We start from the raw sequence: 21,415 nt of genomic DNA, 5'->3' as shown, positions 1-21,415 counted from the left end.
GACTAACTGATCTTGCCGCTACGAGACCACATGCAACTCATAACTGAAATTGTTCACCCCGAGCTGAAATCCAAGCAGGGCAGAGTATTCCGTCGACATGCAGCTCGCGGCATCGTGATGCGGGGTGAACAGATCCTGTTGCTGTTCACCGAGCGCTATAACGATTTCAGCTTTCCTGGAGGCGGCCTTGATGGTGACGAGGACATTGTCGCAGGCCTGAAGCGTGAGCTTGAGGAAGAGACTGGTGCTCGTGAAATACAGGTGCTCCAGCACTACGGTTACATCGAGGAGTACCGGCCCTACCAAAAGCCACAGTACGATCTGATGCACATGACCTCGCATTTTTATCAATGCGAAGTAGCGCCCCAGCTAGAGCCGGTGAGAATGGAAAGCCACGAAATCGCTAATGGTATGCGGCCTGTCTGGATCAACCTGCATGAAGCCATCGCACACAATGAAGCCGTCATGCAGCGTCACGAGTCTTCGATGGGGCAGTCAATTCTGCGCGAAACCTACATGCTGAGAAAAGTCGCTTCCGAATTGTTGATGCCAATCAGCCTTTGAGCTGACTATTTGGCGAAGTCCACTTAGCCTGCCTCAGGCAAGCATCCAATGCTGCGGGAGTAATTGCGTGATTTCGCTCGCCCGCTGTGTCGGAAGCCGCATCAGTACATCCTTGAGATAGGCATACGGATCGTGCCCATTCATACGCGCCGACTGGATCAGGCTCATGATTGCCGCCGCCCTTTTTCCACTGCGCAGCGACCCGGCAAATAACCAGTTCGAGCGCCCAAGCGCCCACGGCCGGATCAAATTCTCGATCTGGTTATTGTCGATGGGCACAGCACCATCTTCCAGGTAGCGCGTCAGCGCTACCCAGCGTTTAAGGCTGTAATCCAGGGCCTTGGCCGTGGCCGAACCCTCGGGCACAAGTTCGCGTTGGGCCAACATCCACTCATGCAGTTTTTCAGCGATGGGCACCGCTGTTTCCTGACGTAATCGCCAGCGGGCTTCGTCGCTCATTTCCTTGGCGTGTCGCTCGACTTCATACAACCCGCCAATCGAGTGAAGCGCCTGCTCCGCCAACTGGCTTTTATTGGCTGCATGCAGGTCGAAGAATTTGCGGCGTGCATGGGCCATGCAGCCGATTTCGGTGATGCCCAGCTCGAAGCTGGCCTTGTAGCCGGCGAAGTCATCGCAGACCAGCTTACCGTTCCACGTGCCCAGGAAGTTACGCGCATGTTCGCCGGCACGGCTGGGGCTGAAGTCGTAGACCACGGCCTTTAGGGCCGAGAAAGGCGTGGTGCTATAGGCCCACACGTAAGCGCGGTGGGTTTTCTTTTCGCCTGGTGCGAGCATCTGAACCGGGGTCTCATCGGCGTGGATCACGCCCTGGGCCAACACATGCTCACGCAGCGCATCGACCAGAGGCTGGAGCTGCACACCGGTCTGTCCGATCCATTGCGCCAGTGTCGAACGGGCGATGGGCAGTCCGGCCCGACCAAAAATCTTCTCCTGCCGGTACAGCGGTAAATGGTCGGCGAACTTCGCCACCATCACGTGGGCCAAAAGGCCTGCGGTCGGGATGCCCTTGTCGATCACTTGGGCCGGTACAGGCGCCTGGATCAGTGTTTCACACTGACGGCACGTCCATTTTCCACGCACATGCCGCTCAACTGTGAACACGCCCGGAGTGTAATCGAGCTTCTCGCTGACGTCTTCGCCGATTCGCTGAAGCTGGCAGCCGCACACGCACTGAGTATTCTCTGGTTCGTGACGGATCACGGTTCGCGGAAACTGCGGCGGCAGTGGTGCACGCTTGGGCTTATGACGTGGCTCGGCCGGTGCGGCCGGCGGATTGGCTGCCTTCAGCTCGGCTTCGATAGCTGCGATATCGGTATCGAGCAGATCATCAAGCAGACTGCCTTGGTCGGGGCTCAGTTGCTCGCTGCGCTTGGCGAACTTGTGTCGCTTGAGGATGGCGATTTCATGAGCCAGTTGCTCGTTGACCGTTTCGAGGCGTTGGATTTTCTGGCTCATGGAGTCGACCTGGGACAGCAACTGCATAGCCTGTTCGGCCAAGCCGCGCAGCTGTTCCGGTGTCATCTGGTCGAGATTGGGCGAGGAAGTCATGCCGCTGATTGTGTCAGAGCAGGTCGTCAACAGCGATAAACCGATGGGCTAATGGCAGGGGCTAAAGCACTGTGATCGCGCTGCCTGCGCCGACCCGCTGCCACGGCAAACCCAGTACCAAGGCTTGAAGTTGCTCGTTATCGAGTTCGACTTCCGATCCGTGACGGATGCCGGGCCAATGAAACTTGCCTTGGTTCAATCGTCGCGCTGCCAGCCAAATGCCCACACCGTCATGCACCAAGACTTTCATTCGGTTGGCACGGCGATTAGCGAAGAGGTATGCGCAGTGCGGCTTCGCCACACCGAACACCGCGATCACCCTGGCCAGCGCGGTCTCGGTACCGGCGCGCATGTCCATAGGCTCGGTGGCAAGCCAGATGGCATCGATCCGAATCATTCCAACAGGTCTCGCAGAAAGGTGGCACAGGCGACAGCGCTTTCGGTCGGCCAGTTCACTTTGACGGTGCCACGCGGGTGCTGGATTTCAATGCAGATACTTGATGAAGCTGCCTGCGAATGTCCTCCGGCTAGCGGCAAGGGCACTGGAATGAAAGCAGGTTGCAGCGCCATAGTTTTGTTCGTGAGTACCCTAATCCATTTATGTACGAGGTTCGCGTTAAGGCTGTGCTTCTGCGCGACGCTGGCAATCGATGCGCCGGGCTGGGCGCACTCTTGGACAACTTGGGCCTTGAAGGATTTTGAATAGGAACGGCGTTGTGACTGCATGGAAAGACCCGCTTAAAAGGCTAGAAATGGTGTCCACTTAAATTAGGTGGACACCATCGCCTTTGGCGTCGGGGTCAGGAAGGTGAGTTGGCCGGACGGTTACGGTCGTGGCTTGGCATAGTCAGTCCAGGCGTTAGGAAGCTGGGCTGCACTGTGCTGGCAGTCCTGCACTCCTGGCCTACCTTGCAGGATTGGTATGGTCACCAGTCTTTCCCAGGTCTTGGTCCTGGCAGCAGGCATGGTCCATGCCCGCCATCATTTCCATGCCCATGGTCTGCATTGGGCAAGGTTCAGTCGCCGAATCGATGCCCGCCATCCCGTTAAGCGGAAGCGCCACGATAAGAATCAGGATGGGCGAGTATAGGTTACCGGGATGAACTCACCATTAAGGGGTTGGGGCTGCACCAACCAACCGCATGGAGGCTGGGAGACTGATGAAGAAGGTTGTGACACCCTCCGCTGAAGTACACCAAATTCGTCCGCTGTGAGCCTCGATGATGGAGCGTGTTATCGACAGGCCTAGGCCTGCATTGCTTGGCCCGCCTTCGCGTCTGGCTGGATCGGCCCGATAGAACCGGTGGAAGATCTTGCCAATGTGCTGAGGATCGATGGTTACTCCGCTGTTACGTACGGATAGCGTCACGGTTTCACGTGTTTGCTCGATCTGCACTGATATCTCGTTGCCTTCCGGGGTGTAGCGCAACGCGTTCGATAAAATGTTGGAAAGCGCTCGGTCAATCATCAGGCGATCGCCACGAACCTTGCCACGACCTTGGAGGGTCAGCTGAATGCCCCGGTCCTCAGCCAGGAACTGGTAGTACTCGAACAGCTTGTATACGAGTTCGGAGAGGTCCACATCGATCTGCTCGGGCACGATCAGACCGTTGTCCGCCTTGGCGAGGAAAAGCATGTCGTCAATCATGCGCGACATGCGCTTGAGGTCTTCCAGGTTCGAATAGAGGTTTTCCTCATATGCATCCAGGTCACGCTTCTTGGTGAGCACCACTTCAGTATGGGTCAGTAGGTTGCTGACCGGCGTTCTCAACTCGTGAGCGATATCGGCAGAAAAGTTGGACAACCGAACGAATGCATCCTCCAATCGTCCCAGCATCCCGTTGAAAGACAGGATGAGCTCCTGAAGCTCAATCGGTACGGGCTTCAGGGGAATGCGCTCGCGGAGCGATCTTGCTGACATCGCGGTCGCCACTTTGGTGATTTGCCCGACAGGCCGAAGCCCGCTTTTGGCCACGACCCAGCCCAAGCCTGCACTCACCACTGCACTGATCACCAAGCCGATCCCGAACCACCACTGCAAGGTGTGGAAGAAATGGGCATGAGTGGTGACATCGAGCATCAGCACCGCCGTCACAGGTTCCGGCTCGCCCGCGATGGCCAACTGGGCGGTGATACCGCGGAAGTTCTGCGATTCATCCTGCCACTCCCAGACCGCACCCTGGCGCGCCTGCTCGAACCGCTGAGGAATTTGGGAGGCTTTGGAGTCTGAAAAAAGGGTCGTTCCGTCAGCCTTGGTGATTTTCGCCGAAAGATCCTGATGTGCGCCGAGCAATGCCCGCAGCTGCTGCTCCTGATCGCCGAGCTCGCCTCGCGCTGCTGAAATGGACAGAATATGACGCGTTGACTCCAGCTTTTCGGAGAGCGCCTGCTCATCCAGCATCCGGAAATGGTGCTGGCTGAGCCCGTAGAAAGCCACGCCGGCAACGACCAAGACAGCAGTCACCGCGAACATGAACATCAGGGTCAGTCGCTTGACGAGCGATGATTGCGGGCGCATCACTCTGCCACATCCATCATGTAGCCCATGCCTCGGGCGGTATGGATGAGCTTTGGCGCGAAGTCGTCATCAATCTTGGCCCGCAGTCGGCGAATCGCGACCTCGATCACGTTGGTGTCACTGTCGAAGTTCATGTCCCAGACCTGAGAAGCGATCAGCGACTTGGGGAGCACCTCCCCGCGTCGGCGCATGAGCAGCTCCAAAAGGGCAAACTCCTTGGCAGTAAGGTCGATCCGCTTGCCGTTTCGCGTAGCCCGGCGCTTGAGCAGGTCAACCTCAAGGTCCGCCATCTTCATGGTGGTTTGAGCAGAACCACCGTTGCCTCTGCGCAGCAGTGTGCGGACCCGAGCCAACAGCTCAGAGAACGCAAAGGGCTTCACAAGGTAGTCATCAGCACCCAGCTCCAAGCCTTTAACGCGATCATCTACGCCATCACGGGCCGTGAGAAAGAGGACCGGCACGTCTTTCCCCGCTGCCCGGATCTTGCGCAGGACCTCCCAGCCATCGAGCCCCGGCATCATTACGTCCAAGATCAGCAAGTCATACGCTTCGCTCTGCGCCTGTTGCAGGGCGTCAGTGCCTGTCATCACCCGGTCTACAGTGAAGCCAGCCTCTGTTAGGCCTTGCTGGAGGTAGACACCGGTTTTCGGCTCATCTTCGGCTACGAGTAATTTCATCTGCTCTCATCCACGCGGAGTGCATCTCCAGTTTGCAGGAAAAAAGACGCCCAACCAGAAGCTGACGGAAAAGTAATGTCGCGATCAGTTTTCTGACAGCACCGCGAGGCTAATTTGACCCTGTACCTGACGCCATGAGGCGCAGAACCCACTGAGGATCTCCAGATGAACATGGTCAAAGCAATTGTGGTGGTCGTTACCTTCGGCATGGCAGGCATCGCCCTGGCAGAGGGCGGCGCGGACCGGACCTTTGCGCGGATGGAAGCGGCTCGCCAAAACTCCATGCAGGCCTATCAGGTTGCGCAGCAGGAGAAAGAGCAGCCGCCGGTCGCCGCACAGTCCAGCAAGCATGTCGGCCACGAGAGCTGCTGATCCGAGCTTACAGAAATGTAATCACTCCGGAATCTGAACTATGGCAGTTTCAGACTACGGCCTCTCATCAGCCTCGCGCAGTAGCGAAAGTCTACGAGACTGGTGAGAGCTCCAACGAACCCAAGGGCTGCGCCATCGAGCAGCCTGGATATCAGCGATCTACCTGACTGGACGCAACGGCATGCAAAGCAAAACCACGAGACGATCATTCGTCAAAGGCCTGGCCGCTACCGGACTTCTGGGTGGGCTCGGCATGTGGCGCGCGCCGGTCTGGGCTGTGACCAGCCCTGGCCAACCGAACGTGCTCAGCGGCAATGAATTCGACCTGTATATCGGTGAACTGCCCGTCAACATTACGGGGGCAGCTCGTACGGCCATGGCCATCAACGGCTCCGTGCCTGGGCCGATCCTGCGATGGCGCGAAGGCGACACCGTGACGCTGCGTGTACGCAACCGGTTGAAACAGGACACCTCCATTCACTGGCACGGCATAATCCTGCCCGCCAATATGGACGGTGTGCCGGGCTTGAGCTTTCACGGCATCGCTCCCGATGGCATGTACGAATACAAGTTCAAGGTCCACCAGAACGGCACTTACTGGTATCACAGCCACTCAGGCCTCCAAGAGCAGTCTGGGGTCTATGGCGCACTGGTGATCGATGCTAAGGATCCCGAGCCGTTTGTATATGACCGCGATTACGTCGTCATGCTCAGCGATTGGACGGATGAGGACCCGGCGCGGGTGCTCTCCAAACTCAAGAAGCAGTCCGACTATTACAACTTCCACAAGCGCACGGTCAGCGACTTCGTTGACGACGTGAGCGAGAAAGGCTGGTCGGCCGCTGTAGCGGATCGGAAGATGTGGGCTGAAATGAAGATGAGCCCCACCGACCTCGCAGATGTGAGCGGGTATACCTACACCTACCTCATGAACGGCCAAGCTCCGAACGGCAACTGGACGGGTATCTTCAAGCCCGGCGAGAAGATCCGCCTGCGATTCATCAACGGCTCGGCCATGACCTATTTCGATGTCCGGATTCCTGGGCTCAAGATGACGGTTGTGGCTGCCGACGGCCAGTACGTCAAACCCGTATCGGTCGATGAGTTCCGGATCGCCGTTGCTGAAACCTACGATGTCATCGTCGAGCCTGAAAACGAACAGGCCTATACGATTTTCGCGCAATCCATGGACCGTACCGGGTATTCCCGAGGCACCCTGGCAGTTCGCGAAGGCTTGCAAGCGCCCGTACCGGCGGTAGATCCACGCCCGATCATCGCCATGAGCGATATGGGCATGGACCACGGCAGCATGGGCGGAATGGATCATGGCAGCATGGCTGGCATGGACCAGGGCAGCATGGCCGGCATGGATCACAGCAAGATGGCTGGAATGGACCACGGCAGCATGGCCGGTATGGACCACAGCAAGATGACTGGGATGGGCAATGAAGGCATGGCCGGCATGAGCGGCGCAATGCAAAGCCATCCGGCTTCCGAGACCAACAACCCACTGGTCGATATGCAGACTATGTCGCCAACGCCAAAGCTGAACGATCCGGGAATTGGCCTACGCAACAACGGGCGTCGAGTGCTGACGTACGCCGATCTGCGGAGCACCTTCATCGATCCCGATGGTCGAGAGCCTGGACGGACAATCGAACTGCACCTTACCGGCCACATGGAGAAGTTCGCGTGGTCGTTCGACGGTATCAAATTCTCCGACGCTGAACCGCTGCGGTTGAAATATGGCGAGCGTCTTCGCATCACCTTGGTCAACGACACCATGATGACTCACCCCATCCACCTCCACGGTATGTGGAGTGATCTGGAGGACGAGAACGGCAACTTCATGGTTCGCAAGCACACCATCGACATGCCACCTGGCTCAAAACGAAGCTATCGCGTCACCGCAGATGCCTTGGGACGTTGGGCCTATCACTGTCACCTACTGTTCCACATGGAAATGGGCATGTTCCGAGAAGTACGTGTGGACGAATGAACTGGAGATTTGAGATGAGCAAACCAATGAAACGAAGCGCCTTTTTCCTTTCTGCTGCGATGGTAGGCATTCTGGCTGTTTATGCCCCGTCGTCGTGGTCCAGCGACAATCATGATCAGCATTCCCAGAAAACCACAGAGGCCGGCAAAGCCAAAGGCTCGCAGGACAAGCAGGGCCAGGGGATGAACCATGAAGGCATGGACCATGGTTCCATGGAAGGTATGGACCACGGCTCGATGAAGGGAATGGACCATGGCTCGATGGAAGGCATGGACCACGACAAAATGATGAAATCGCATGGCAGCGACAAAGCTAAGGCAGGGAAAGATGGCCAATAGCCTCGGGCGGCCTTCGCTGCTGGCTCTGACCGTTTCGATCAGCATGCTGGGCGTAACGCCCAGCTTCGCTGCTGAAGAAATGGATCACTCGGGCATGGATCATTCGAAAATGGGGCACGGCTCCATGCAAATGGATGCTGCTCCATCCGAATCGATGCCGGCGATGGATCACAGCAAGATGGGGATGGGCAAACAGCAGAAAAAGCCTGCCCCTGTTGATCACAGCCAGATGGGGCATGCTCAAAGCAAGAGTAAATCCAGCCCGGTGGACCACAACAAGATGGACCACAGCAAAATGAACCATGGAAACATGCAGGGCATGGATCACGGCTCTATGAAGGGCATGGACCATTCCCAGATGAACCATAGCTCAGCGACTTCTCCGACCACGACGAGCCGCACGCCGATTCCAGTGCTCACTGATGCGGATCGCGAGTCGGCCTTTCCGCCCCTGGGTGGCCACCAAGTGCACGACAGCGGAATCAACAGCTTCTTCCTGTTGGACCAGCTCGAATACCAGGACGCCGATGAGGGCAGCACCCTGGCCTGGGACGCATCAGGCTGGATAGGCGGCGACATTAATCGCCTCTGGGTTCGTTCGGAAGGCGAGCGCACCAATGGGGTAACCGAAGATGCTGAGCTGCAACTCCTGTACGGGCGCTCGGTCAGCCCTTGGTGGGATGTGGTCGCCGGGGTCCGCCAGGATTTCAAACCGGAATCCCCACAGACCTGGGCAGCCTTTGGTATTCAGGGCATGGCTCTGTATGACTTCGAGGCCGAAGCCACGGCGTTTATAGGCGAGAACGGTCAGACTGCTGCGCGTCTTGAGGGCGAATACGACATCCTGCTGACCAATCGCTTGATTTTGCAGCCCACGGCCGAGGTCAATTTCTATGGCAAGAACGATCCTGAGCGCGGCGTTGGCTCGGGCCTTGCCAATACCGAAGTCGGGCTGCGCCTACGGTATGAAATTGTCCGCCAGTTTGCTCCATACATAGGCGTTACCTGGAGCCGCTCCTACGGCAACACCGCTGACTTCATCCGAGACGAGGGTGGAGATGTTGATGAGGCACGCTTCGTTGCCGGTATCCGGATGTGGTTCTGAGAATTCCAACATGAAAAAAACAATTACAACGCTGCTTGGGGCCGGTGCTGTCGGAAGTGCTGCGGTATTGGGCACAGCCTATTTCGGTCTGGTGAATGTCGGCGCTGATGATCCTCACTTCCCGGCAGTCCATTCCTTTCTCGCCATGGCTCGTGATCGGTCTATTGAGGTTCGAGCGCGAGACATCGAAGTCCCTGATCTGAAGGAAGCCGCGTTGATCAAAGCGGGGGCGGGCAACTACAACGCCATGTGTATAGGCTGTCACCTTGCCCCTGGCGTTGGGAAGACTGAGCTAAGCCAAGCGCTATACCCGTCGCCACCCGACCTCACCAAGGTGGGTGTCGGAGGCGATCCAGCCGCCGCATTCTGGACAATCAAGCACGGTATCAAAGCCACGGGCATGCCCGCCTGGGGCAAGAGCATGGGCGATGAGTACATCTGGGGAATCGTCGCGTTCCTGGATCAACTGCCCCAGATGAATGCCGAGCAGTACAAGGCCTTGGTGGCCACGAGCGGCGGCCACCAGCACGGCGGCGGTGAAAGCGATATGCACAACCATGAGGGCCAGCACGGCGGGAGCGGTCGTGCCGAGCATGGTGATCACGATGAAGCGGCAGACGACGATCATGCCCAGGCAGCTCACGACCATGGAGCTGCACCCGCAGGCTCCGCTCAAGCGGCAGATCATCACGGTGACCACAATGCGGCCGAGGCCCATTCGGATGCCCACCCGACATCGTCGCCAAAGACGCATGTTCACAAAGACGGTAAGGAGCACACTCATGCCAACTAACCGGATATTCGTTCGGCTAGCCGCTATCGCTGGGCTTCTGGTGACCTCGGCGGCCTATGCTGCCGAGCCATTGTCCATCGACGTTCACCGAGACGCGAACTGCGGTTGCTGCAAGAAGTGGATCGCGCACCTGGAAGCCAATGGTTTCAAAGTGACCGACCATGTTGAGACGGACATGAGCGCAGTGAAACAGAAGCTGGGCGTATCGCCACGGTTAGCGTCCTGCCACACAGCTGTGATCGACGGAAAGTTTGTTGAAGGTCACGTGCCAGCTGAGCAGATTCGAGAACTCAGGGGGCGGAACGATCTAGTCGGGATCGCCGTACCAGGAATGCCAGCTGGGTCCCCAGGCATGGAGGTTGATGGCGTAAGCCATGCCTACCAAGTCATTGGTTTAATCAAAAGCGGCGAGGACCAAGTAGTCGCCAACTATCCAGCCAAATAACGCACCTACCAGGAGGACGGCGGTAGGCTGACTGCCGTCCCTTATTCCCCCGCTAGAAAGCTTCATCAGCTCAACAGGACGACAGAGAGGGGCTACAAAGGGTAGCTAGTCAGATTCACGGCGCTCGCGGACTGGCTTGAGTACGATATCGCCGTTGATGAGCTCGATGGAGAGTCTGTCGCCCGTCGTGACCCCGAGCTCGCGCAAAATGTCATCGGGTAATTCCACAATCACATCGCCGGAGCCGTCGCCGGGATCTAGGCACTTTACCGTGGTGCGCGCTGATTGAGTCATTGGACTCTCCTGCCTGAGCTACCAGTCCTCATCGTACTCCACCAGTCATGAAAGCCGGTAACCAGGCGATCTATTGCCGGAATTGACGCTTCAACCCGGCGTTTTATCAGAGTAAGTCCTGTCCACTCGCTCAGTGCTCAGTTCTGGCCCCGGCAACCGACTCCAGCGGTCCGGTATTCAAGGATTTTCACGTCTCCGTTGGAATCCTCGTAATTCATCTGTGCCGGCATCACGTCACAGCTCGCCTTGGTCGACGTCATGCTGATCACCTTCGCCACGTCGAGCCGCATCCCGTAGCGATAGTGGATCACCTCCGGTGGGTTCTTTCCCTTGGCAGCGGCATAAGCTCGCATAGCTTGCTCATTGGCCTGAATCATCTTTCCATGCAGACGGTCGGATCCTCCTTCGGCGAGTACGGCTGACGAAGCCACTAGGGCCAGGATAGCGGTGATACTTTTGATGACTTTCATTTCAATCACTCCAATAAACGTGACTGAAGATTAGGGGTTGATCGCTGTCAATTGAGTGATACGGGAATTACAAGGTTGTAAGTCCCGCATGTAAAAAGAGGTAGCGTTGCCTCCTCGCCGCATACCAACCTCGCCCTCAGGCAAGCTACTGGTAGACACCCAAGCGTATACGCTCAAGATAGTCCGCTACGACGCTGAACCCGAGCGACGTGTCGAGCATCTCGAAGGGTACAAACCCCAACAAACGGCCGCACGGCCGACAAAGCCACTGCTCCGCGAGCATCTGAGAGCCAAATACCTTCGATGCAAGCTCCAGTCCTTTCGCATACTGGAACGCCACCGCGCTCTGCTGGGCATCCAGACGATGGGCCTGAGCGGGATGGCTCAGACGGTGAATGCTTCTGGTCGATCTTCCTGTGATTCGCCCGACGAGGTTACGAGCCTTGAACAGGCTCGATGACTCGACCATGCACTTCACGTCGCTGAAAAAGAATCCTGTTTGGACTAGACTCAGGAGCTCCAGCTGGCTCAACCCGTCGGGGTGGTTCCGCCCTGCTCAGATTCTCGCGCGAGATCTGCGTATCCTTCTTCACCACTGAGATGGTCGTAGAGTTCTTCCAGGGTTAAAGCCAAACCAACTTTATAACCCGACAGGTCAGCAAGGTATTCGTTAAGGTCGCCAGCTCCGAAGCTCATATGCATAAAAGGGTCCTAGGCGTGAAAGTAATGCGACGATAGTATCGGTTTGCTAAACACTCCACAAAAGGGCCCTGTGGACAGCGAAATACAGGCAGATCCTGTCAGTTGCCCGGACCCACTCACGGCCTGGTTTTGGCTTTTTGGCCGAAAAGGCTGTTGCTTAAATTGCAGAGCGATTATTAGCCTTTTAGACGCCAATGGTCCAACCAAAGCACTCTCGGTTGATCGGAAAACCAAGCGTAGAAAACTAGTGCCGCATGCTGCTAGCTGCCTCTCGCCAGCGTCTTCTACCGGCCCAGGCTGTGTAAAACCTTGACCAGTGCTAATGTTATTCTGCCGTCGGCAGTCATAGCGGAGTAGTCCATGAGGCCATTCCTCCAAGGCAAGCATCGAGATTAATGCACGTTGCGGCCTGAGAGCCTGGATGATTATGTCGCAGATACTAACTAGGTTCGAGTAATCGATGTGCTCGACGATGAGCTTGATCTCACCCGTTGGGCTTCAGTGGTGTGGTTCTCACCGAAACTGGACGCCCTGCGTACCCTGCTGCACTGCTGAAGATCAACATCTATGGCTATCTCAACCATCTTTCCGTCAGCATTGGGATGAGCTTGGTTCCGACCAGCTCCGGAAAATAGCTTTGGGGACTCCTTGGAAAATGAGGTCATAAATGGCCTGGGCTAGCGAACGGGAGCTTTGCTTCTCGCAGGTTTGGGGGCATGCTGTGAGCGAAACGTGGCAGGAGGAATGCGCCATGAACCAGGGGACACTCCAGACAGCGGTACTGTCGGCCGCCGAACTGATCGACTACCTGTGTCCTACGAGCGGGGCGCCTTATTCGGTCGAGCGCTATGCCGAGATCTTTGGCCTCAGCCCTACCGAGTTTGCCGGTCAGATCGCTGCCTATCGTCACAGCAAACCAGATGCTACCAGCGCATCCGACGCCGAAGCGACGCAACGCTTTATCGCGGATGTCTTGCGGGTGATCTTGGCCCTAGACGAGAGCGGAGTCGCCGTCGAACGGGCGATCACTTGGTTTCGACTCGAGCCGTTACCGACCTTCGAACAGCAGACCGCGGAGCAACTGGTCAGTCAGGTTCAAGTTGAACGAGTGCTGCAGTTCCTAGCCTCCTGGCAGGCGGGGAGCCAGGGATGAATCGGGATACCCAATGGCAGGTCGATCATCAATCGGCATACCAGTCCTGTTATTGCACTGTCCTGCACACCGTAGATGCGCGTTACGACGTTCGCGGTTCTGTGCTGGCAGAAATGGTGAAGGCCTGTCTGATTCACCGCGCCACACTGCCCGCAGCGCAGCGGGCCTATTTCGTACAGCACGCATCAGAGGAAGCGGTGACCTACTTGGAAAAGTTCACAGCCAGGCTGTTTTTTGGCCCCCAGGGACGCTTTTCGCCGCAAGAGTATCGCTACCGGCCTGCTATAGATTTGCTGGAACCGGCTCCTCATGGTCAGCCTCAATGAGGCTCACTGGTCAATTGAAGGCAATTTGCCATCTGGAAAAATGCTAGAGGTCCCAAGCATTCTCGGCGAGTAAAAAATCTTTGACGTAGTCGCGCTGCTTTGAAAGAGTGGAGCGGTTTAGAGCCCAGCCGAGATGAGCGCTGACAAACTCGCCCTGAGTCTCGTCGAAGTAATAAGCCGTGCGCGCCTTCGCCAAGGAATACAGATTGATCAGCCGAGCACGTACGTGCGGCTTGAGATGATCATAGACGACAACGTTGGGGTTATTGGAGAATACTAAAGCTTTACCTGGCGAGATGGCGATGATGAACAACAGGTCCCTCAAATAGTCTCCCCAGCGAGATGCGGGGTAATCAGATGCGAGCAAGCCCGGTTGTTCCCAATTGTACTCCCGCATGGTTGCCTTCAAGAGTCCATCTGAAAATGCCTCGTCAATAAACGGCGAAATCTCGTTCTGGGCGAATAGGACTAACGACATCGCACCGAGGGACTTGCTTGATTTAAAATAGTCAACCACTTCATTGATCGAAGTATGTGATGAGATCTGCTCATCCTTCATATTTTGCCTAATAAGATCGAGTTCCGAGCGGATATCCATGGCTTTTAGAATGTCGGGATGGCGAGCCTCCAGAAACGTCAGGGTGTTCGCCAGTTGTCGGCGGTCCAGATGGTTCCAACCCTGAACTCTACTGCTACGTGCCTTTTCGATGATCTTATGGCCCGCTTCATCAATCATCGGGGTAATATGGCTGGATTCGACCTCAAATCCCCCATCGGGAAAGTCGATACGGTACAAGTCCTCAATCGAAGCAGTATGTTTTATAGCAACCGGCTTGATTTCCAGCGCACCATTCGAAGGCAGTCGGCGGTAGCGGAAGACTCTCCCAGGAGCGTATTGCCAAGCCTTGAGAAAGTGTTGTGGAACGAAATGGTGATTGCGAGGGGGATTCGGCATGCAGTGGTTCTCTCCAAAAATGAGGATGCTATAGCAATGAAGATTTTCACACCATTACCTGGAGAATATGTGGCGTCGGCACTGCAGCGGGGAAACGAGATGCTCGGTATCCGAACCCTGCCACATGAGGATTTCCGGATAAGACCGATACCAAGAACAGGTTACGGACGCAAAGGAATTGGGGGAAAAGCGGAAATTAGGGGGTACGCAATTTTTAAATTTCCCTCCTTATTTACTGAACGAAAAATCACGGAAGAGGTTTTGCACAACCACACCCTGTACCCTCTCACCGCAGCGCTAGGCCGACCTACAAACCAAACAATAGTAACCCCCGCTTATTGGAAAAAAATTTGCCCCGAATGCGCATTCGAGGACTTTGAGAATCACGGCACAGCGTACGTACATCGAAGCCATGTACAGTCTTATGTTAAGGTTTGTAGCATCCATGGTTCTGACCTCATAACTATCTGCCCCGCATGTTCAACCCCCATTAATAAGCATAAAATAACCCAACTAGGAATATGCAGTCAAAAATACAAAAACCCGACACGTCAATGGAAATCACCGAACCATCTGTATTCAATATTTATCGCAGAACTTCTGAACTACAAAGGCCCTCCAGCTAAAACGCACAACGCTGAATGGATAGTGACCAAAAGCTTATACAAAAATTATTTCGATGAAATATACGGCAATTATGGATACGTGTCTGAAATTATAGTGCGTGAGCTCGGCACAAAAACTATAAATCCCTATTCAAAGGGGGCGACTGATTACAACTTCGTAATTCAAGCCTTCCTAGGCTGTCGCACCGCTGCCAGATACCTAGACTTGCTAACAAACAGTGCCGCGTGCACTCAGTTGCAAAACGAAGTTAATGAACTTATTCGGTCTGACTTCATCAAACGCAAATATCATACAGTAGATAGAATACCTAGTACCTCCTCATCAGTTACATGAGACAGCCGAATCCCAGCAAGCCGGTACACAACACTTATAGCACTTCGCTCAGATAGAAGATAATGTCTCACCGCCCATCTGATTTTACGAACTTGATGGTCATGATCAGATTCGAGAATATCTTTCATCAACAAAGTACTTATTGGGAACTTATCAGGTACCCTCAAAAAATCATGGCTACGAGCGACCTTCCTGCTTAACGCGGCGCGGGTCACCTTTTTCGGTTTGCCCTGCGTAGACAGAATCTGGTCCCTGGCGATTAGCAGATCTTGAGCAAGCGCTGCGTCTCTCGCATGCCAATCGACCAACCCCCTCCTTACCCTTATGAAAGGATGGGCAGACACATACTGCGCTAACCACTCCTTATCATGGCGGTAAAGCCACTGATAGCCCGGCTTATCATGGCATTTCGCGTTCTTGCTGCTCGAGAAAGCTTCGCGGCGTGCCTCAATTTCGCCGTCCTCTATGAGGGGCCTAGTATCGTTGCCCCTAGCCGCTTCACCGCTGCGAGCATCAGCTCGCGGGTGAAAGGATTTGAGGTGCTCAAGGTCTGCCTCAAGGAGCCAGCAAAGAAAGTAGAATTTTAATGGCTGTACGACCGCCCCGCGTGGACGCACGACGCCCAACACCCAGTCCCAAGAGCAACTGAGCTCCTGGAACTCATTAGCGCGAGGGCTACAGAGAAGACGCGGCGTCAGGAAGCTCCTTAATACCTGTTCCCTCACCCGACCAGCCTTAAGAAACCCCATCTCATCCAGACGATGCTGAAGGAAGTTTCCGGTCAGCAGATTTTGTACATCCGCTGGGTGCTCAAGTCCCCAAAACTGCATTTCACCTATCACAGCAGCTGAAGAGTCAGGAGCCCGCATCACTGGCGACCCCGCTGCCTCCGCCGGAAACAGCATGCAACGCCAGTCAGTTCCATCCGGAAACATCGTCCCGCAGAGCACCTCTCCATGGAGCGGGCAGATGCAAGTACCCATTGCTTGGTGAATACGACGCCAGTAGGCCGAGCCGCAGTTTTGAATATCTTCTTCAACACACCTCTCGCAGTACCTGAACGACGCGTGCTTGAGGAAGCCTGAGGCTGTGAGACCCAGGCTCATTTTCAGGCCCGTGCCGTCGGTACCAGTCATGGCGATACGCGCGGCTTTGCTCTTCGTGTCATTCAAAAAAGGTTCGTACAGAGGCAAAAGGGTAAAGCGATCGATCAAATGCTCTACCGAATAAGCTGATGCTAACCGTTGCGACAGAGCACCCAAGCAGCACGGCAGGATAGAGCCACAGGTTCTGGAATACGCGCCGAACAACTCCTGGCTTGTCCGGCGATAGCTGTCGTTCGACGACAGCCTATGATAACGGACCGCCAGGCTGTAGAGAGACTCATCAGGGAACGGCTGAGGAAACCAATGCAAGCGATCCATTGACCTGATCTCCCGCGGTTCATGTCACCAAGCAGAGTCCTTATCTACCCAGCCTCTCTGCTCGAGCTGGGTCTGCACATCATCGCCTTCGGAGAAATGGGCAGTTGGTGCTGACTCGTTGGCAACCGGAACCACCGGTTTACTAATAGGCTTTGCGGCTGCCCTTTCACTGTGCTCGACAGGTGTCACTATCGCGGCCTGGGTAATTAAAGAGAGATTCGCCCTGTCTGCACGCCGCGCCAAATCGTAATTCATCATCTTGGCGACCTGGTCCTTCGTGGGCATCATGTCTTCGAAGTCAGCAATTTGCAGCGGATCCCCGCTTCGTAGAGCCTCGATGGCCTTATGAAGGAGCCTCATCTGACTGTCGTACACCTGCTGCAGAACCGCCGGTGTAATCGAGTCGATGCCCTCCCAGATTGCGTGCCGCTGAGCCAGCATTAGAAGTTTGGCCAGGAAATCCGTGTTTCCTTGAGTGAGGTCATATATTTTGGAAAGGATCTCACCCGTCAACGGAGTGGGGGTTTTGGTCCAGTCGTATGCCCAGAGCAGTGAAACCAGATGCGCCCAAAACGGATCATCTTCGGTAAACCTGTCAAAAGTGATAGGCCCCATTCCTGCCGCACGCCGAGCATTTCGCAAAACACCAGAAAACAGCGGAAGCATGGCATTTGTGCCAACGTAGATCAGCGGGATGCCGGCGTCATTCGACAGCTGCACAAAAAAGTTGAGAAGCTTTTCGCGGTCTTGCCCGCCTCGGGATGAGCAGAGGTGCTGCATCTCATCAATTATGAGAGCTCCGATGAAATAGGTTTTGCACAACTGACTGATATTTTGAAGCATCACGCTGATGCTGCGGCCAGTAGCAGCTCTGCCTGAGTACTTTTTTATGCCTAATGCTTCATCCAATGAAGAGAAGAATGCGGTACAAAAACCTCGCAACGAGCCATCGTGCGGACAATCGATCTTGAGCCAGACCACCTGCGTCTCAATGAAGATCTGCTCTTTATACTTACTGTGACTGATCACCTGTGGATAAAGCTTGGCAATGGAGTTCAGCGCAGTCGTTTTACCCATGCCGCTCAACCCGATCAGTGTCAACGTTTCAGCGGTGGACATAAACCCGTGCCCCTTGATCTCCGCAGAAGAGGGCAAGCGATGCCTAACGGATGACGCATGCAATGGATTGCGCCCGGTGTATCCGTACCGAATCAATTGACTGAACAGGTCCTCAAGCCTGAGGTGGATTTCAAAAGGTACAACGACATCCTTCAGCCTGTTGATGCCATGACCACGTAATTTCGGGTCCAAGGCCCGCTCCACGTTGTCAGGCCGGGGCGGGGCGCTCCCAATGCGCCTGACTACATCAACATCCGAAAGAATCTTCGGGAGACACTCAATCAGTGGGTTACCGTCGTATTGAGGCATGCCAGTCGGGTTGTAATCTGCTGGCGCAAAACTGGAATCACTCATGACTAGCCTCGTTACCCGCGTTGATCACCAATTTCAGGAAGGCGGCGCTCCGACCCGAGACAGGTTTCACGGTTACAGGTGTATAAGTCTCCTCCGCGGCTGGCGAGTTATCCACAAGGCGAAGCTGATTTAGGTCAGCGGTATGCAAGTCGCGCTCAGTCTGGGTTTCAACGGCACGTTTCGAACGCTTGTCCCGCTTGAACTCAGCGTCAGATTTCGGATCTCCCTGCCCCTGGCGTTTGGCTTGCGCTCGATGAAGAATCTCCTCCTGGCGGCCTTGAAGAAGCGCTCCAGTATTGGCATCCTCGTACCGGGCATCTGGGGCGACCTGATTCAAAATCTTGATAATATCGAGGACCTCCTCCATACGAAGCCCACCGTACTTAACCCGCTGCTGCGGTACAATGGTCAACGGCTCGAAACCCGCCTCAGATTTCATCCAGCAGTTCTCAATAGAGTTTGGATCGTAGAAAACCCTAACGTACCTCGTTTTAAAGTTGTGAGAGCGCTCCAACCATTCCGAACGAATGGCGGTTTCACAGGTGTACTGCACACCTTGGAAATTTATACCTCCTCGACCAATTCGACACACCTGCGAGGGTAACAATGCAATCTTCAGCTCCGCTGGTGATACGAATTTCGAATTCAGGAGATTGTTTGCCATAGACCACTTCCACATGGCCATAGGCGTGGGCTCCACTTCTGCCGCGATCATCTCACGGTTCAGAAGATGAGGAACTCGAAGGCTCTTGTTGTGAGCCAAAACACCGAGGATTACCATCTCAGTAAACTCATCGATATCGAAAATTGCGTCGAGCTGGTAGTCACGATCACCACGCTCCATTTTCCGAGCATCTACGCCGCCAGGGACAAATTTCAAATCCAGCTTTTCGTTGAGCAGTCGGAAACGGCTTTCAATGATACTTTTCCAGTCAGGCCGAAACGGTGGCAAAATCTTCAAGGCTGTACCAAGAGTCTTTGTCATCGTCTCCCCAGCTTCACTGAGAAGTTCAGCGCGATCTGCGACGATTTCAACCGGTAGATGAGAACATGGCCAGTCAACCTCATCGATCTCAATATTATAACGCTTGCAAAACTCCTTCTTCGGCGTGCAAGCATTATAAATGGCATGTCGAGCACCATTCCAACTGGGCCCTTCAAGCCCGACATGAATACCTACGATCATTCTGGTGAACGTATCAACCAACACATACAGCACTGGCCTGCCGATCAACCATAACCGATTGACTCGATGTACCAAATAAACATCAGCAATCGTCGAATCGATTTCGTACCGATGACTTGCACCGACTAACCCTTGAGAGGCAGATCCAACTAGCGCACGATGGTCTTTATTATAGCGGATTGCGCCGCCGCTCTTCTTCAACCTATAGAGTTCATCAAAGAAAAGTTTTCCATGGTACTCCAGTTGATTGATGGACGGGTAGCTACCTCGAACCAGGTTACCTTTTGAACCGTCGGACTTGATCGACCGATAAAACTTATTGAGCATCCAATCATAGGCTTTCTTTAGCTTGCCACACCTGCCACTGGCAAAGCGCCCATAGGCCAAGCGAATATGCGAGATGTGCCGTGACTCGAGCAGAATTGCGCCACCGTCATCCACAACTACGCCACGATATTTAAGCGGTCGGCCAGGAACAATGCCTGAGGCCCGACTTTTTTTCTTTCCACGGCCTCCACACGTGCTGGTATTCCACAAAAATGCGTTTCGTGTCTGCCCCATGCTCCAATACCGATAGAGAAGTCGATAAATTTGCTTCCGGTCAACTCCCACTACCATTGCGTGATTAGCAACAAGGGAACCAAAGTTAGACGTCAAGATATCGAGGGGGCCATGATTCTCCACCAAACCACGTACCAGCTCCCAGTTCCTATCTCGGCTGTCTTTTTCATTCTCACTGATCTCGTCGTCACTTCGAAGCAAGTGCATAGGTACCATTTCAGGGTTGATCACCGCCGCTCCGTTATTGATCTCTTCGATCAATAGTGAGCTTCCAACCCGCCATGGCTTCGTCGGACTTGTACCGAGTTCAATGACTAAGACAAACTCATCCTTTATAGCTAAAACTCTGACCGGTTTCTTCAGCAGCTCAGATCCCTCACCCGGAGAAACGATGCAGTTAACTCCCAGACTAAGCATGACGAGGCACCTCGATTTCTGATGTGCTGGAAAAGGATGGCTCAGCAATCCAAACATGCAAAGGTTCAGATAAGCTTATTACCTTAGCGCTTAGACTCGCCCCCAGTCTGCCCGTCCAAAGAAGATGGTGGAAGAGGCGTTTAACACCAATATATTCTATAAAAATTACCCTCGAGGCTTTTTGCAGCAGTGCCTTTAGTGGCAATTCACTAGTCTTACATCCCGCTATAAATTCGAGCAGATTATTTATATTATTCTCCGTCGGCAACGAAGGATGGATGACCGCGTAAGTTCTAAGTATGACAAGATTTGCTATTTTAACTTGCGAGAGATTTTCATGGAGAACCAGTTTCCATTCTACCTTTCTCATAGCCCAATATTTAGCTTCGATCTCAAGCTTTTCCGCCATCCGATTCTGCTCCTTGAGGCTGGCATCCTCGAACTCCTTACGGTATTTCACAGAGCGCGCGGCCAAGGTTGCTTCGCCCTTCGAATCTATGAAAGTTATGAGGAAGTCAGTGGTCATAACCACTGGGACTTGAGTACCTGGATACACAGGATGACGGTAATTCAGGCTTGACGCGATCGCTTGAGTCTCAGCTTGCGTTAGGAGCGGGAACTGCTCACGAATGTCGATGATGGAAGGATCATGCTCAAGGATCAGGTGATAGTCGCGCTCAGCGTTGGATAGCAAATGATGACTGCGATGAAATTTCACACCCGGTACAAGATGCGACACCCCGCTCGACTGGATATCCCAAATCTTGATCCAAGGCTCATAGGACTCTCTAACGCCAGATCCGCGACCCGATTGTATTCTTCTATCAATTTTCCGCTGAGTCATTAGCTTCGAGCTAGCTGGATTCACCGGTTCAGTGGGTACAGATGTCATTTCACGAGTCGCTCATCGTTGAGTGACCCGCTCGATCGGATCGGAACGACACAGGTCGTGGCGCGGAGAAATTCAAGAGCGGGCTCAGCCAGGACAGCAGTCACTGTGGTGCAGAAGGGATTGTGATCCTATATCCATGGACAAGGCTCTGCCCCGACAAACGGGCCGTGACAGAGCCTTGTGACAACCTTTCTTAACTTGTGACAACCTTTATTTTTTTGT

General features: G+C 54.5%; 22 protein-coding genes and 1 pseudogene. 10 read left to right on the top strand and 13 right to left on the bottom strand.

Features of this window, described 5'->3' with window-relative positions:
• The first annotated feature begins 30 nt into the window (after nt 1–30).
• A complete protein-coding gene (locus V9K84_RS12770) occupies nt 31–564 on the top strand; it encodes an NUDIX domain-containing protein (protein WP_009684099.1) in 534 nt (177 codons plus the stop codon).
• Nucleotides 565–597: 33 nt separating this feature from the next.
• Here the strand turns inward: V9K84_RS12770 and V9K84_RS12765 are convergent, their stop codons facing one another.
• From V9K84_RS12765 to V9K84_RS12750, 4 genes are all read right to left on the bottom strand, one after another.
• Nucleotides 598–2,133, bottom strand: a complete 1,536-nt coding sequence (locus tag V9K84_RS12765) for an IS66 family transposase (protein WP_009684098.1) — start codon at nt 2,131–2,133, stop codon at nt 598–600.
• A gap of 61 nt (nt 2,134–2,194) precedes the next feature.
• Nucleotides 2,195–2,530, bottom strand: a complete 336-nt coding sequence (gene tnpB / locus V9K84_RS12760; RefSeq protein WP_009684097.1) for an IS66 family insertion sequence element accessory protein TnpB — start codon at nt 2,528–2,530, stop codon at nt 2,195–2,197.
• 714 nt (nt 2,531–3,244) lie between these two features.
• The gene (locus V9K84_RS12755) at nt 3,245–4,651 is read right to left on the bottom strand and encodes a heavy metal sensor histidine kinase (protein ID WP_012316924.1); all 1,407 of its coding nucleotides are present in this window, start codon (nt 4,649–4,651) and stop codon (nt 3,245–3,247) included.
• Nucleotides 4,651–5,328 carry a heavy metal response regulator transcription factor gene (locus tag V9K84_RS12750; protein WP_012316925.1) on the bottom strand — a complete coding sequence of 226 codons (678 nt, stop codon included), beginning with the start codon at nt 5,326–5,328 and terminating at the stop codon, nt 4,651–4,653. Before V9K84_RS12750 ends, V9K84_RS12755 begins: the two co-directional genes overlap by 1 nt.
• A 165-nt stretch (nt 5,329–5,493) precedes the next feature.
• Here V9K84_RS12750 and V9K84_RS12745 point away from each other — a divergent pair, with 165 nt between their 5' ends.
• The 6 genes from V9K84_RS12745 to V9K84_RS12720 all read left to right on the top strand — a co-directional run bounded on the left by V9K84_RS12745 (nt 5,494) and on the right by V9K84_RS12720 (nt 10,380).
• On the top strand, nt 5,494–5,700 hold the full coding sequence (locus V9K84_RS12745; protein WP_012316926.1) for a co-regulatory protein PtrA N-terminal domain-containing protein: 207 nt from the start codon (nt 5,494–5,496) through the stop codon (nt 5,698–5,700).
• 181 nt (nt 5,701–5,881) lie between these two features.
• Entirely contained in the window at nt 5,882–7,699 is a 1,818-nt protein-coding gene (locus tag V9K84_RS12740; RefSeq protein ID WP_012316927.1) for a copper resistance system multicopper oxidase, read from the top strand.
• A 14-nt stretch (nt 7,700–7,713) separates the two neighbouring features.
• Nucleotides 7,714–8,037 (top strand): hypothetical protein, encoded by a 324-nt coding sequence (locus tag V9K84_RS12735; protein ID WP_012316928.1) that lies wholly within the window; start codon nt 7,714–7,716, stop codon nt 8,035–8,037.
• A complete protein-coding gene (locus V9K84_RS12730; protein WP_012316929.1) occupies nt 8,027–9,142 on the top strand; it encodes a copper resistance protein B in 1,116 nt (371 codons plus the stop codon). Before V9K84_RS12735 ends, V9K84_RS12730 begins: the two co-directional genes overlap by 11 nt.
• 10 nt (nt 9,143–9,152) lie before the next feature.
• Nucleotides 9,153–9,935, top strand: coding sequence for a cytochrome c (locus tag V9K84_RS12725; protein ID WP_012316930.1), 783 nt, complete (start codon nt 9,153–9,155; stop codon nt 9,933–9,935).
• Complete coding sequence (locus V9K84_RS12720; protein WP_012316931.1) at nt 9,925–10,380, top strand: DUF411 domain-containing protein; 456 nt, start codon at nt 9,925–9,927, stop codon at nt 10,378–10,380. The genes V9K84_RS12725 and V9K84_RS12720 overlap by 11 nt, the downstream gene beginning before the upstream one ends.
• Nucleotides 10,381–10,485: 105 nt before the next feature.
• Here V9K84_RS12720 and V9K84_RS12715 read toward each other — a convergent pair whose 3' ends face one another.
• The 4 genes from V9K84_RS12715 to V9K84_RS12700 form a co-directional block, all read right to left on the bottom strand.
• Nucleotides 10,486–10,674 carry an AbrB/MazE/SpoVT family DNA-binding domain-containing protein gene (locus V9K84_RS12715; RefSeq protein WP_016489899.1) on the bottom strand — a complete coding sequence of 63 codons (189 nt, stop codon included), beginning with the start codon at nt 10,672–10,674 and terminating at the stop codon, nt 10,486–10,488.
• 137 nt (nt 10,675–10,811) lie between these two features.
• Entirely contained in the window at nt 10,812–11,144 is a 333-nt protein-coding gene (locus tag V9K84_RS12710) for a DUF2790 domain-containing protein (protein ID WP_012316932.1), read from the bottom strand.
• A 145-nt stretch (nt 11,145–11,289) separates the two neighbouring features.
• Nucleotides 11,290–11,613: an antitoxin Xre/MbcA/ParS toxin-binding domain-containing protein gene (locus V9K84_RS12705; protein ID WP_012316933.1), complete on the bottom strand. Its 324-nt coding sequence runs from the start codon at nt 11,611–11,613 to the stop codon at nt 11,290–11,292.
• A 59-nt stretch (nt 11,614–11,672) separates the two neighbouring features.
• Complete coding sequence (locus V9K84_RS12700; protein ID WP_016489901.1) at nt 11,673–11,846, bottom strand: hypothetical protein; 174 nt, start codon at nt 11,844–11,846, stop codon at nt 11,673–11,675.
• Nucleotides 11,847–12,248: 402 nt separating this feature from the next.
• On the opposite strand from V9K84_RS12700, the pseudogene V9K84_RS12695 reads away from it, so the two are divergent.
• The 3 genes and pseudogenes from V9K84_RS12695 to V9K84_RS12685 all read left to right on the top strand — a co-directional run.
• Nucleotides 12,249–12,433 (top strand): annotated as a pseudogene (locus V9K84_RS12695) (IS5/IS1182 family transposase); the annotation flags it as partial.
• A 164-nt stretch (nt 12,434–12,597) separates the two neighbouring features.
• On the top strand, nt 12,598–12,999 hold the full coding sequence (locus V9K84_RS12690) for a hypothetical protein (protein WP_024717850.1): 402 nt from the start codon (nt 12,598–12,600) through the stop codon (nt 12,997–12,999).
• Complete coding sequence (locus tag V9K84_RS12685; RefSeq protein WP_016489902.1) at nt 12,996–13,325, top strand: hypothetical protein; 330 nt, start codon at nt 12,996–12,998, stop codon at nt 13,323–13,325. Before V9K84_RS12690 ends, V9K84_RS12685 begins: the two co-directional genes overlap by 4 nt.
• A gap of 43 nt (nt 13,326–13,368) precedes the next feature.
• Here V9K84_RS12685 and V9K84_RS12680 read toward each other — a convergent pair whose 3' ends face one another.
• The 5 genes from V9K84_RS12680 to V9K84_RS12660 all read right to left on the bottom strand — a co-directional run bounded on the left by V9K84_RS12680 (nt 13,369) and on the right by V9K84_RS12660 (nt 21,145).
• Entirely contained in the window at nt 13,369–14,280 is a 912-nt protein-coding gene (locus tag V9K84_RS12680; protein WP_016489903.1) for a DUF4238 domain-containing protein, read from the bottom strand.
• A gap of 914 nt (nt 14,281–15,194) precedes the next feature.
• On the bottom strand, nt 15,195–16,664 hold the full coding sequence (locus V9K84_RS12675; protein WP_338794402.1) for a TnsD family Tn7-like transposition protein: 1,470 nt from the start codon (nt 16,662–16,664) through the stop codon (nt 15,195–15,197).
• Between the two features lie 24 nt (nt 16,665–16,688).
• Nucleotides 16,689–18,137 carry an ATP-binding protein gene (locus V9K84_RS12670; protein ID WP_016489904.1) on the bottom strand — a complete coding sequence of 483 codons (1,449 nt, stop codon included), beginning with the start codon at nt 18,135–18,137 and terminating at the stop codon, nt 16,689–16,691.
• On the bottom strand, nt 18,130–20,301 hold the full coding sequence (locus tag V9K84_RS12665; protein ID WP_012316940.1) for a Mu transposase C-terminal domain-containing protein: 2,172 nt from the start codon (nt 20,299–20,301) through the stop codon (nt 18,130–18,132). Before V9K84_RS12665 ends, V9K84_RS12670 begins: the two co-directional genes overlap by 8 nt.
• The gene (locus V9K84_RS12660) at nt 20,294–21,145 is read right to left on the bottom strand and encodes a TnsA endonuclease N-terminal domain-containing protein (protein WP_016489905.1); all 852 of its coding nucleotides are present in this window, start codon (nt 21,143–21,145) and stop codon (nt 20,294–20,296) included. The genes V9K84_RS12665 and V9K84_RS12660 overlap by 8 nt, the downstream gene beginning before the upstream one ends.
• Nucleotides 21,146–21,415: the final 270 nt, after the last annotated feature.

This window comes from Pseudomonas sp. AE27 (assembly GCF_037113495.1).
Classification (GTDB): Bacteria; Pseudomonadota; Gammaproteobacteria; order Pseudomonadales; family Pseudomonadaceae; genus Aquipseudomonas; species Aquipseudomonas palmensis.
The sequence above is the reverse complement of the archived record's forward strand: the minus strand, read 5'-3'. Positions and strand labels throughout refer to the sequence as shown.

What these genes read in the sequence shown, in the direction of transcription:
- V9K84_RS12770 (WP_009684099.1), top strand. Translation starts at nt 31, where the DNA reads ATGCAACTCATAACTGAAATTGTTCACCCCGAGCTGAAATCCAAGCAG.
- V9K84_RS12765 (WP_009684098.1), bottom strand. Translation starts at nt 2,133, where the DNA reads ATGACTTCCTCGCCCAATCTCGACCAGATGACACCGGAACAGCTGCGC.
- tnpB (WP_009684097.1), bottom strand. Translation starts at nt 2,530, where the DNA reads ATGATTCGGATCGATGCCATCTGGCTTGCCACCGAGCCTATGGACATG.
- V9K84_RS12755 (WP_012316924.1), bottom strand. Translation starts at nt 4,651, where the DNA reads ATGCGCCCGCAATCATCGCTCGTCAAGCGACTGACCCTGATGTTCATG.
- V9K84_RS12750 (WP_012316925.1), bottom strand. Translation starts at nt 5,328, where the DNA reads ATGAAATTACTCGTAGCCGAAGATGAGCCGAAAACCGGTGTCTACCTC.
- V9K84_RS12745 (WP_012316926.1), top strand. Translation starts at nt 5,494, where the DNA reads ATGAACATGGTCAAAGCAATTGTGGTGGTCGTTACCTTCGGCATGGCA.
- V9K84_RS12740 (WP_012316927.1), top strand. Translation starts at nt 5,882, where the DNA reads ATGCAAAGCAAAACCACGAGACGATCATTCGTCAAAGGCCTGGCCGCT.
- V9K84_RS12735 (WP_012316928.1), top strand. Translation starts at nt 7,714, where the DNA reads ATGAGCAAACCAATGAAACGAAGCGCCTTTTTCCTTTCTGCTGCGATG.
- V9K84_RS12730 (WP_012316929.1), top strand. Translation starts at nt 8,027, where the DNA reads ATGGCCAATAGCCTCGGGCGGCCTTCGCTGCTGGCTCTGACCGTTTCG.
- V9K84_RS12725 (WP_012316930.1), top strand. Translation starts at nt 9,153, where the DNA reads ATGAAAAAAACAATTACAACGCTGCTTGGGGCCGGTGCTGTCGGAAGT.
- V9K84_RS12720 (WP_012316931.1), top strand. Translation starts at nt 9,925, where the DNA reads ATGCCAACTAACCGGATATTCGTTCGGCTAGCCGCTATCGCTGGGCTT.
- V9K84_RS12715 (WP_016489899.1), bottom strand. Translation starts at nt 10,674, where the DNA reads ATGACTCAATCAGCGCGCACCACGGTAAAGTGCCTAGATCCCGGCGAC.
- V9K84_RS12710 (WP_012316932.1), bottom strand. Translation starts at nt 11,144, where the DNA reads ATGAAAGTCATCAAAAGTATCACCGCTATCCTGGCCCTAGTGGCTTCG.
- V9K84_RS12705 (WP_012316933.1), bottom strand. Translation starts at nt 11,613, where the DNA reads ATGGTCGAGTCATCGAGCCTGTTCAAGGCTCGTAACCTCGTCGGGCGA.
- V9K84_RS12700 (WP_016489901.1), bottom strand. Translation starts at nt 11,846, where the DNA reads ATGCATATGAGCTTCGGAGCTGGCGACCTTAACGAATACCTTGCTGAC.
- V9K84_RS12690 (WP_024717850.1), top strand. Translation starts at nt 12,598, where the DNA reads ATGAACCAGGGGACACTCCAGACAGCGGTACTGTCGGCCGCCGAACTG.
- V9K84_RS12685 (WP_016489902.1), top strand. Translation starts at nt 12,996, where the DNA reads ATGAATCGGGATACCCAATGGCAGGTCGATCATCAATCGGCATACCAG.
- V9K84_RS12680 (WP_016489903.1), bottom strand. Translation starts at nt 14,280, where the DNA reads ATGCCGAATCCCCCTCGCAATCACCATTTCGTTCCACAACACTTTCTC.
- V9K84_RS12675 (WP_338794402.1), bottom strand. Translation starts at nt 16,664, where the DNA reads ATGGATCGCTTGCATTGGTTTCCTCAGCCGTTCCCTGATGAGTCTCTC.
- V9K84_RS12670 (WP_016489904.1), bottom strand. Translation starts at nt 18,137, where the DNA reads ATGAGTGATTCCAGTTTTGCGCCAGCAGATTACAACCCGACTGGCATG.
- V9K84_RS12665 (WP_012316940.1), bottom strand. Translation starts at nt 20,301, where the DNA reads ATGCTTAGTCTGGGAGTTAACTGCATCGTTTCTCCGGGTGAGGGATCT.
- V9K84_RS12660 (WP_016489905.1), bottom strand. Translation starts at nt 21,145, where the DNA reads ATGACTCAGCGGAAAATTGATAGAAGAATACAATCGGGTCGCGGATCT.